The organism is Kitasatospora sp. NPDC057692 (assembly GCF_042799475.1).
In the GTDB taxonomy this organism is placed as follows: domain Bacteria; phylum Actinomycetota; class Actinomycetes; order Streptomycetales; family Streptomycetaceae; genus Kitasatospora.
The window spans coordinates 25,371-35,791 of the sequence record NZ_JBHVIV010000085.1; the positions used below are offsets into that span (position 1 = coordinate 25,371).

Here is a 10,421-nt window from a genome sequence, read left to right on the forward strand (position 1 = left end):
TCTCATCTGTTCATTTCTCATTGGCGACGTAAAGGAGCTGGCGATGTCCGGCCACTCTAAGTGGGCTACCACCAAGCACAAGAAGGCCGTGATCGACGCCAAGCGCGGCAAGCTCTTCGCCAAGATGATCAAGAACATCGAGGTGGCGGCGCGCACCGGCGGTCCCGACCTGGGCGGCAACCCGACCCTGTACGACGCCGTGCAGAAGGCCAAGAAGGCCTCCGTCCCGATCGACAACATCAACCGCGCCGTCAAGCGCGGCGGTGGCCTGGAGGCCGGCGGTGCCGACTACCAGACGATCATGTACGAGGGCTACGGCCCGAACGGCGTCGCGGTGCTCATCGAGTGCCTCACCGACAACCGCAACCGCGCCGCCTCGGACGTGCGCGTGGCGATGACCCGCAACGGCGGCTCGATGGCCGACCCGGGCTCGGTCTCCTACCTGTTCAACCGCCGGGGTGTCGTGATCGTCCCGAAGGCGGACGGGGTGGACGAGGAGAAGCTCCTCGACATCGTGCTCGACCACGGCGCCGAAGAGGTCAACGACCTGGGCGAGGCGTACGAGATCGTCTCCGAGCCGAGCGACATGGTCGCCGTGCGCACCGCGCTGGTCGACGCCGGCGTCGACTACGACTCGGCCGACGCCAACTTCGTCCCCAGCATGCAGGTCGAGCTGGACGTCGACGGCGCCCGCAAGATCTTCAAGCTGATCGACGCCCTGGAGGACAGCGACGACGTGCAGAACGTCTTCGCCAACTTCGACATCAGCGACGAGGTCGGTGCGCAGCTCGACGCCGAGTGATCGTGCCCCCTCCCGGCCCGGGGGGCCCCCGGACCGCCGGGCCGGTGTCGTTCGGGGCGCTGTCGGTGGCGGGGGGTAGCCTTCGTCCGCAGGTCGGTGGCGCGCAACAGATGGAGGGGAAGCCGTGGTACGGGTGCTGGGTGTCGACCCGGGGCTGACCAGGTGCGGGGTCGGCGTGGTCGAGGGCGCGCCGGGCCGGCCGCTGCGGATGGCCGGGGTCGGCGTGGTGCGCACCCCCGCCGACGCGGAGATCGGGCAGCGGCTGCTGCTGGTCGAGCAGGGCCTGGAGGCCTGGCTGGACGAGCACCGTCCCGACCTGGTGGCCGTCGAGCGGGTCTTCGCCCAGCACAACGTGCGCACCGTGATGGGGACGGCGCAGGCCAGCGCGGTGGCGATGCTCTGCGCGACCCGGCGCGGCATACCGGTCACCCTGCACACCCCGAGCGAGGTCAAGGCCGCCGTCACCGGCTCCGGCCGGGCCGACAAGGCGCAGGTCACGGCCATGGTCCAGCGGCTGCTGCGGCTGGACGCGCCGCCCAGGCCGGCCGACGCGGCCGACGCCCTGGCGCTGGCCATCTGCCACATCTGGCGCGGCGGCGCCACCAACCGCCTGGAGGCCGCGATCGCGGCCGCCCGTACCACCTCCCCGCACGGCCCGAGAGGAACCATCCGATGATCGCCTTCGTGCAAGGACCCGTGGCGGCGCTGTCCGGCGGCGTCGCGGTGGTCGAGGTCGGCGGGGTCGGCATGGCCGTGCAGTGCACGCCGAACACGCTGGCCGGCCTGCGGCTGGGGGAGCCGGCCCGGCTGGCGACCTCGCTGGTGGTCCGGGAGGACTCGCTGACCCTGTTCGGCTTCGCGGACGACGACGAGCGGGGCGTCTTCGAGATCCTCCAGGCGGCGCCCGGCGTCGGCCCGAAGCTGGCGCAGGCCATCCTCGGCGTGCACAGCCCCGACGCGCTGCGCGTCGCGATCGCCAACGGCGACGAGAAGGCGCTGGTCGCGGTGCCCGGCATCGGGAAGGCCAAGGCCGCCAAGCTGCTGCTGGAGTACAAGGACAAGCTGGGCGCCCCGCACGGCGGCGTCCCGGCGCAGAAGCCGGTCGCCACCGGGCCGGCGCCGTGGAGCGAGCAGCTGCACTCCGCGCTGGTCGGCCTCGGCTACGCGCCCCGTGAGGCGGACGACGCGGTCACGGCCGTGACGCCGGAGGCGGAGGCGCAGCCGGTGCCGGACGTCGGCGCGCTGCTGCGGCTGGCGCTGCGCGGACTCAACCGTTCTCGCTGAAGCCATCTGACGACCTGTCCTTTTGTCGACACCGATGTGGGAGCCGCCTCCGATGAGCCCGTACGACTCCGAGCCCGCCGACCGGCTGGTGACCGCCGCCGCCGACGGCGAGGACCAGGCCGTCGAGGCGGCGCTGCGCCCCCGGCAGCTGGACGAGTTCATCGGCCAGGAGCGGGTGCGCGAGCAGCTGTCGCTGGTGCTCCAGGCGGCCCGCCAGCGCGGCGCCGCCCCCGACCACGTGCTGCTCAGCGGTCCGCCCGGGCTCGGCAAGACCACGCTGTCGATGATCATCGCGGCCGAGCTGGGCGCCCCGATCCGGATCACCTCCGGCCCGGCGATCCAGCACGCGGGCGACCTCGCGGCGATCCTCTCCTCGCTCAGCGAGGGCGAGGTGCTGTTCCTCGACGAGATCCACCGGATGTCCCGGCCGGCCGAGGAGATGCTCTACATGGCGATGGAGGACTTCCGGGTCGACGTGATCGTCGGCAAGGGGCCCGGCGCGACCGCCATCCCGCTGGAGCTGCCGCCGTTCACCCTGGTCGGCGCGACCACCCGGGCCGGTCTGCTGCCGCCGCCGCTGCGCGACCGGTTCGGCTTCACCGGGCACATGGAGTTCTACGCGCCCGCCGAGCTGCAGCGGGTGGTGCACCGCTCGGCCGCGCTGCTGGACGTGGAGATCGACCCGGCCGGCGCCGCCGAGATCGCCGGCCGCTCCCGGGGCACGCCGCGCATCGCCAACCGGCTGCTGCGCCGGGTCCGCGACTACGCGCAGGTGCGGCACGACGGCGTGGTCACCGCCGCGATCGCGGGCCAGGCGCTGGACGTCTACGAGGTGGACGCCCGTGGTCTGGACCGCCTCGACCGGGCGGTGCTGGACGCGCTGCTGCGGCTGTTCGGCGGCGGCCCGGTCGGGCTGTCCACCCTGGCGGTCGCGGTCGGCGAGGAGGCCGAGACGGTCGAGGAGGTCGCCGAGCCGTTCCTGGTCCGCGAGGGCCTGCTGGCCCGCACCCCGCGCGGGCGGATCGCCACCGCCGCGGCCTGGCAGCACCTGGGACTCACCCCGCCGGCCCAGCCCGGACGCGGTGCGGTGCCCGCCCAGCCCGAGCTCTTCGCCCAGGACCGGGCCGAGGACTGACGGCGCGCCCCGGCTCTGAGCCGAACGGGTGAGGGCGGAGCGTGTGCGGATCATGCGCGCCCGCCGTGCGGGGCGCCCGGAGAAGGCGGGGGAGAAGTCCGGGGAAACTGTGCAGGCGGAGGGTCGCCACTTTCGGCGGCAGGATGCGATGCTTGGCGTTGTCCGATCACTTCGGGGTCGCCTAGACTCCGCCGGACCGCCCCTCTCACCCGACGGGACGACCAATACCACACAGGCCGCCGGCCGGCGGCCCGTAAAGGACCCTGGCTGCAGTGAACCTCATCATCCTTCTCCTCCCGATCCTCGCGATCGTGCTCATGTTCCGGTCGCAGAAGAAGCGCCAGCAGCAGATGCAGCGGATGCAGACGTCGCTGGAGCCGGGGGCGGGCGTGCGGACCATCGGCGGCCTGTACGCGCAGGTGAAGGCGGTCAACGACGAGACCGTCGAGCTGGAGATCGCGCCGGGCGTGGTCACCCACTTCACCAAGAGCGCGATCGCCGCGATCCTGGACCGCGACGAGTACGACGCGATCATCCACGGTCGTCCGGCCGAGGACGAGGGGGTCGACGCCTCGGACGAGGACGTCGAGGTCGAGGCCGCGCAGACCGACGCGAAGCCGCTGTCGTTCAGCAAGGACGACGCCGACAAGGGCGACGCGAAGGCCGAGGCCGAGGGCGGCGCTCCCGCGAGCAAGTAGTACGGTCGGGCACCCGCCCGGCCGCGCGGCGTTTCGCCGCGAGCCCACAGGACTCAGGGCCGCAGTTCCGCCACACCCCGCCCAGCCGCGTGCCGGGCGGGGGTAGGTGGGGGGAAGTGGCATGGACAGGGAGAAACGAGCAAGGTGGCAACACCCAAGTCGCGCCCGCGCGACGGTTACCCAGGGCGGGCGCTGGCCCTCATCCTGGTCGTCACCGTCGGACTGGTCGCCCTCATGTTCGGGACGGGCAACACCAAGCCCCGGCTCGGTATCGACCTCGCCGGCGGTACCAGCATCACGCTGAGCGCGAAGTCGACCGACCCCAAGGCGATCAACAAGTCCAACATGGACATCGCCACCGGGATCATCGAGCAGCGCGTCAACGGTATGGGCGTCTCCGAGGCGGAGGTCCAGACCCAGGGCGACCGCAACATCATCGTGAACATCCCCAAGGGCGGTGACAAGCAGAGCGCGGCCGACCAGGTCGGCACCACCGCGAAGCTGTTCTTCCGCCCGGTCCTCGCCCTGGCCCCGAGCGGCATCCCGGCCCCCACCGCGACCCCGTCGGCGGGCGCGAGCGGCACCCCGAGCGCCCCGGCCGCCACCGGCACCCCGAGTGCCACCGGTACCCCGGCCGCCACCGGCACCCCGAGCGCGACCGGCACCGCCGCCGCGACCGGCACCCCGAGCGCGAGCGCCACCAAGCAGGGCCGTCCGGCCGGTGAGGCCCTCGCGGCCGACACCCCCTCGGCGCCCGCCGCCGCCACCGGTGCCGCCTCCGGCACCCCCTCGGCACCCGCCGCCACCGGTACGCCGGGCGCCGCGGCCGCCACCGGCGCCCCGAGCGCCGCCGCGACCGGCCCGGCGGCCACGCCGGACCTCTCCGCGGCGATGACCTCGGGCACCGTCCCGCCGGAGCTGGCCGCCCAGTTCGCCGCCATGGACTGCACCAAGCCGGAGCAGCGCAAGAACTACCAGGGCGCCGACAACGCCCCGGCGGTCGCCTGCACCCAGAAGGACGAGAGCGGCATCTACTACAAGCTCGCCCTCGGCCCGGTCGCGGTGCAGGGCAAGGACGTCGACAAGGCGCAGGCCACCATCGACACCCAGCAGGGCGGCGGCTGGCAGGTCCAGCTGCAGTTCAACGGCACCGGCACCGACGCCTTCACCGCCGTCACCGGCCAGCTGGCCGCGCAGCCCGACCCGACCAACCAGTTCGCCATCGTGCTGGACGGCCAGGTCGTCTCCCACCCGTACGTGCGCAGCGCCATCCCCGGCGGCTCGGCCGTGATCTCCGGCAACTTCAGCCAGACCGAGGCGCAGAACCTCGCGAACGTGCTGAGCTTCGGCGCGCTGCCGCTGGAGTTCACCACCAGCGACGTCACCACCGTCTCCCCGCAGCTCGGCGGCGACCAGCTGAAGGCCGGCCTGGTCGCCGGTCTGATCGGCATGATCCTGGTGGTCGCCTACTCGCTGGTCTACTACCGGGGCCTGGGCCTGGTCTCGATCGCCGGTCTGCTCGTCTCGGCGGCGCTGACCTACTCGATCATGAGCCTGCTCGGCGCGGGGATCGGCTTCGCGCTGAACCTGCCGGCGGTCTGCGGCGCCATCGTCGCGATCGGCATCACCGCCGACTCCTTCATCGTGTACTTCGAGCGCATCCGCGACGAGGTCCGCGAGGGCGCTCCGCTGCGCCCGGCCGTCCAGCGGGCCTGGCCGCGCGCCCGGCGCACCATCCTGGTGTCGGACTTCGTGTCCTTCCTCTGTGCCGCCGTGCTCTACCTGGTCTCGGTCGGCAAGGTCCAGGGCTTCGCGTTCACGCTGGGCCTGACCACGGCGCTCGACGTCGTCGTCATCTTCCTCTTCACCAAGCCGCTGATCACGCTGCTGGCCCGCCGGAAGTTCTTCTCCGACGGCCACCCGTGGTCCGGCCTGGACCCGAAGCGGCTGGGCGCCCGCCCGCCGCTGCGCAGCACCCGCCGTCGCACCCCGTCGTCCTCCGCCGCCGTGAAGGGGGCCTGACACCGTGTCGCGCTTCTCCAATCTGGGCCACAAGCTCTACCAGGGCGAGGTCAGCTTCGACTTCGTCGGTCGGCGCAAGCTCTGGTACAGCATCTCCGCGGTGATCGTCCTGATCGCCGGGATCGGCCTGGCGATGGGCCTGCACCTGGGCATCGAGTTCAAGGGCGGCTCGGTCTACACCGTGGCCAAGCCGGGGCTGACGGTCTCGCAGACCCAGGAGGCGGTCGACAAGATCGTCTCCTCGCACCCGCTGGTGCAGTCCACCGACAACGACAAGATCCGCATCCAGATCTCCTCGGAGGACAAGACCACCTCCGCGGAGGTCACCGGCAAGCTGTCCCAGGAGCTGGGCGTCCCGGTCGGCGAGATCGAGGCCCAGGTGATCGGCCCCAGCTGGGGTGAGCAGATCTCCAACAAGGCGCTCACCGGTCTGATCATCTTCATGATCCTGGTGACGATCTACCTGGCGATCGCCTTCGAGTGGCGGATGGCGGTGGCCGCCCTGGTCGCCCTCATCCACGACCTCCTGATCACCATCGGCGTCTACGCCCTGGTGGGCTTCGAGGTCACCCCGGGCACCGTGATCGGCTTCCTGACCATCCTCGGTTACTCCCTCTACGACACGGTCGTCGTCTTCGACACCGTGAAGGAGAACACCAAGGGCATCACCAAGCAGAACAAGATCACCTACAGCGAGGCGGCCAACGCGGGCCTCAACCAGACCCTGGTCCGCTCGCTCAACACCACCGTGGTGGCCCTGCTCCCGGTGGCGGCACTGCTGTTCATCGGTGGCGGTCTGCTCGGTGCCGGCACCCTGAACGACATCTCGCTGGCGCTGTTCATCGGTCTCGCCGCCGGTGCCTACTCCTCGATCTGCGTCGCCACCCCGCTGCTCGCGCAGCTGAAGGAGGAGGCGCCGGAGATGAAGGCCCTGGCCAAGCGGGTCGCCCAGCGCCGTGCCGCCGACGCCAAGGCCGCCGCGGCCAAGGAGGCCGGCGACGGCGAGGAGATCGCCGACGAGGACCTGCCGGCGGGCATGGTCGGTCAGCGCGGTGGCGCGGCCGGCACTCCGCGCGCCAAGGGCCGTCCGTCCACCAAGCGCTGATTCCAGTCGACCGTGAGGACCCCTTCGTGACCACCGCTGACACAGCCCTGGCCGAGCTGCTCACCAGCCGGATCCGGGACGTCCAGGACTATCCGAAGCCCGGCGTGCTGTTCAAGGACATCGCGCCGCTGCTCGCCGACGCCGAGGCCTTCGCCGCGCTCACCCGGGCGCTGGCGGACCGGGCCGCGGAGCTCGGGGCCACCAAGGTCGTCGGCCTGGAGGCGCGCGGCTTCGTGCTGGCCGCCCCGGCGGCCTTCGCGGCCGGGATCGGCTTCGTGCCGATCCGCAAGCAGGGCAAGCTGCCCGGCGAGGTGTTCCGCCGCTCGTACGAGCTGGAGTACGGCTCGGCGACGCTGGAGGTGCAGTGCGACGCCTTCGCACCCGGTGAGCGGGTGCTGGTGGTGGACGACGTCCTCGCGACCGGCGGGACCATCGGCGCCTCGCTGGACCTGGTCAAGGAGGCCGGGGCGGAGCTGGTCGGCGTGGTCGTGCTGATGGAGCTGGGCTTCCTCGACGGACGCGAGCGGCTGACCCCGCACCTGGGCGGCGCTCCGCTGGAGACGCTGATCACGGTCTGAGTGCGCACGGTCTGAGTACGCACGGTCCTGGCGGGCGGCGGTCGGAAATCTCCGGCCGCCGCCCGCTGTTGTGTCGGGCGGATGTCCGTCGTGTGTGCGGGCCCGGCCGACCGAACGTCCCGGCGCAAGGCTCGGTACCATGAAGATTCATCCCCTCCCGGTTGTGCGGGCCGGCGCCCGAGCCGTGCGGCGCCCGCGAGGGGCAGGCCGAGCGCCCTGAGGAGTGTCCTTGCCCGACGAGGTTGTGCCCACGGCGGCTGCGGCCGCCCCCGAGAACCGGCCCGCGCCCTCGGGGGCCACCCCGGCACGTCCGGCGCCGACCCCGTCGCGCCCGTCCGCCCCGGCCGGCCGCGGCCCCTCCGCCGGCGGCGGCATGCGCGCCCGCCTCGCCCGCCTCGGCGGCCAGCGCTCCAGCGTGCTCAACCCGGTCCTGGAGCCGCTCTTCCGCTCGATCCGGGCCAACGACCCCAAGGCCGACCCGGCGCTGCTGCGCGACATCGAGAAGGCGTACGCGGTCGCCGAGAAGTGGCACCGCGGGCAGAAGCGCAAGAGCGGTGACCCGTACATCACCCACCCGCTGGCGGTCGCGACCATCCTGGCCGAGCTGGGCATGGACGCCCCGACGCTGATGGCCGGGCTGCTGCACGACACCGTCGAGGACACCGACTACGGCCTGGAGACCCTGCGCAAGGACTTCGGCGACTCGGTGGCCCTGCTGGTGGACGGCGTCACCAAGCTGGACCGGGTCAAGTTCGGCGAGGCTGCGCAGGCCGAGACGGTCCGCAAGATGGTCGTCGCGATGGCCAAGGACCCCCGGGTCCTGGTGATCAAGCTGGCCGACCGCCTGCACAACATGCGCACCATGCGCTACCTCAAGCGGGAGAAGCAGGAGAAGAAGGCCCGCGAGACGCTGGAGATCTACGCCCCGCTGGCGCACCGGCTGGGCATGAACACCATCAAGTGGGAGCTGGAGGACCTCGCCTTCGCGATCCTCTACCCCAAGATGTACGACGAGATCGTCCGGCTGGTCGCCGAGCGCGCCCCCAAGCGCGACGAGTACCTGGCGACCGTGATCGACCAGGTCCAGGGCGATCTGCGCGGTGCCCGGATCACCGCCTCCGTCACCGGCCGGCCGAAGCACTACTACTCGGTCTACCAGAAGATGATCGTCCGGGGCCGGGACTTCGCCGAGATCTACGACCTGGTGGGCATCCGGGTCCTGGTCGACACCGTCCGCGACTGCTACGCGGCGCTGGGCACCATCCACGCGCGGTGGAACCCGGTGCCGGGGCGGTTCAAGGACTACATCGCGATGCCCAAGTTCAACATGTACCAGTCGCTGCACACCACGGTGATCGGTCCCGGGGGCAAGCCCGTCGAGCTGCAGATCCGCACCTTCGACATGCACCGCCGCGCCGAGTACGGCATCGCCGCGCACTGGAAGTACAAGCAGCGCGCGGTGGCCGGCGCCTCCAAGGTGCGCACCGACACCCCCACCCAGACCCGCAAGGACGACAAGGCCGGCGCCGTCAACGAGATGGCCTGGCTGCGGCAGCTGCTGGACTGGCAGAAGGAGACCGCCGACCCCGGCGAGTTCCTGGAGTCGCTGCGCTTCGACCTGGCCAGCAACGAGGTCTTCGTCTTCACCCCCAAGGGCGACGTCATAGCCCTCCCGGCCGGGGCCACCCCGGTGGACTTCGCGTTCGCGGTGCACACCGAGGTCGGCTACCGCACCATCGGGGCCCGGGTGAACGGGCGGCTGGTGCCCCTGGAGTCGACCCTGGAGAACGGCGACACCGTCGAGGTGTTCACCTCCAAGGCGGAGAACGCCGGGCCGTCCCGCGACTGGCTGGGCTTCGTCAAGTCCCCGCGCGCCCGCAACAAGATCCGCGCCTGGTTCTCCAAGGAGCGCCGCGAGGAGGCGATCGAGCAGGGCAAGGACGCCATCGCCCGCGCGATGCGCAAGCAGGGCCTGCCGATCCAGCGGATCCTCACCGGCGACTCGCTGGTCACCCTGGCCCACGAGATGCGCTACCCGGACATCTCCTCGCTCTACGCGGCGATCGGCGAGGGCCACGTCACCGCGCAGAACATCGTCCAGAAGCTGGTGCAGGCGCTGGGCGGCGAGGAGGGCGCCACCGAGGACCTCGCCGAGACGGCCACCCCGACCCACGACAACCGGCGCGCGGTGCGCCGCCGGGCCAAGGGCGACCCGGGTGTGATCGTCAAGGGCGTCGAGGACGTCTGGGTCAAGCTGTCGCGCTGCTGCACCCCGGTGCCGGGCGACGCCATCGTCGGCTTCATCACCCGCGGCAACGGCGTCTCGGTGCACCGCGCCGACTGCGTCAACGTCGAGGCGCTCAGCCAGCAGCCCGAGCGGATGATCGACGTCGAGTGGGCGGCCACCCAGTCCTCGGTGTTCCTGGTGGCCATCCAGGTCGAGGCGCTGGACCGCTCCCGGCTGCTCTCCGACGTCACCCGGGTGCTGTCCGACCAGCACGTCAACATCCTGTCGGCGGCCGTGCAGACCTCCCGGGACCGGGTGGCGATGAGCCGCTTCACCTTCGAGATGGGCGACCCCAAGCACCTGGGCCACGTCCTCAAGGCGGTCCGCGGCGTCGAGGGCGTCTACGACGTCTACCGCGTCACCTCGGCCCGCAAGTAGCAGGCCCGCCCACGCGAAGGGCCCCCGGGGAGCGATTGGCGGGTTCTATCGATCCCCGCAACACCCTGAAGTTCAGGGAGTTGCGGGGATCGTGGATTTCGAGGTGTTGAAGGCGAGGTTCTTCGAGGCGCT

At 71.7% G+C, this 10,421-nt stretch carries 9 protein-coding genes; all 9 read left to right on the plus strand.

What is annotated here, in order from left to right; genetic code table 11:
* Positions 1-43 precede the first annotated feature (43 nt).
* The 9 genes from ACFVFS_RS33495 to ACFVFS_RS33535 all read left to right on the plus strand — a co-directional run bounded on the left by ACFVFS_RS33495 (position 44) and on the right by ACFVFS_RS33535 (position 10,289).
* The gene (locus ACFVFS_RS33495; protein WP_380628637.1) at positions 44-802 is read left to right on the plus strand and encodes a YebC/PmpR family DNA-binding transcriptional regulator; all 759 of its coding nucleotides are present in this window, start codon (positions 44-46) and stop codon (positions 800-802) included.
* A 124-nt stretch (positions 803-926) separates the two neighbouring features.
* Entirely contained in the window at positions 927-1,478 is a 552-nt protein-coding gene (gene ruvC, locus ACFVFS_RS33500; RefSeq protein WP_380628639.1) for a crossover junction endodeoxyribonuclease RuvC, read from the plus strand.
* Positions 1,475-2,086, plus strand: a complete 612-nt coding sequence (gene ruvA, locus ACFVFS_RS33505; protein WP_380628641.1) for a Holliday junction branch migration protein RuvA — start codon at positions 1,475-1,477, stop codon at positions 2,084-2,086. The genes ruvC and ruvA overlap by 4 nt, the downstream gene beginning before the upstream one ends.
* Before the next feature lie 52 nt (positions 2,087-2,138).
* Positions 2,139-3,221 carry a Holliday junction branch migration DNA helicase RuvB gene (gene ruvB, locus ACFVFS_RS33510; protein WP_380628642.1) on the plus strand — a complete coding sequence of 361 codons (1,083 nt, stop codon included), beginning with the start codon at positions 2,139-2,141 and terminating at the stop codon, positions 3,219-3,221.
* A 272-nt stretch (positions 3,222-3,493) separates the two neighbouring features.
* Positions 3,494-3,919, plus strand: coding sequence for a preprotein translocase subunit YajC (gene yajC / locus ACFVFS_RS33515; RefSeq protein WP_380628643.1), 426 nt, complete (start codon positions 3,494-3,496; stop codon positions 3,917-3,919).
* Positions 3,920-4,063: 144 nt separating this feature from the next.
* The gene (gene secD, locus ACFVFS_RS33520) at positions 4,064-5,941 is read left to right on the plus strand and encodes a protein translocase subunit SecD (RefSeq protein WP_380628644.1); all 1,878 of its coding nucleotides are present in this window, start codon (positions 4,064-4,066) and stop codon (positions 5,939-5,941) included.
* A 4-nt stretch (positions 5,942-5,945) separates the two neighbouring features.
* Positions 5,946-7,046, plus strand: a complete 1,101-nt coding sequence (gene secF / locus ACFVFS_RS33525) for a protein translocase subunit SecF (protein WP_380628645.1) — start codon at positions 5,946-5,948, stop codon at positions 7,044-7,046.
* A 26-nt stretch (positions 7,047-7,072) separates the two neighbouring features.
* Positions 7,073-7,624, plus strand: a complete 552-nt coding sequence (locus ACFVFS_RS33530) for an adenine phosphoribosyltransferase (protein ID WP_380628646.1) — start codon at positions 7,073-7,075, stop codon at positions 7,622-7,624.
* 223 nt (positions 7,625-7,847) lie between these two features.
* Positions 7,848-10,289 (plus strand): RelA/SpoT family protein, encoded by a 2,442-nt coding sequence (locus tag ACFVFS_RS33535; protein ID WP_380628647.1) that lies wholly within the window; start codon positions 7,848-7,850, stop codon positions 10,287-10,289.
* Positions 10,290-10,421: the final 132 nt, after the last annotated feature.

What these genes read in the sequence shown, in the direction of transcription:
- ACFVFS_RS33495 (WP_380628637.1), top strand. Translation starts at nt 44, where the DNA reads ATGTCCGGCCACTCTAAGTGGGCTACCACCAAGCACAAGAAGGCCGTG.
- ruvA (WP_380628641.1), top strand. Translation starts at nt 1,475, where the DNA reads ATGATCGCCTTCGTGCAAGGACCCGTGGCGGCGCTGTCCGGCGGCGTC.
- ruvB (WP_380628642.1), top strand. Translation starts at nt 2,139, where the DNA reads ATGAGCCCGTACGACTCCGAGCCCGCCGACCGGCTGGTGACCGCCGCC.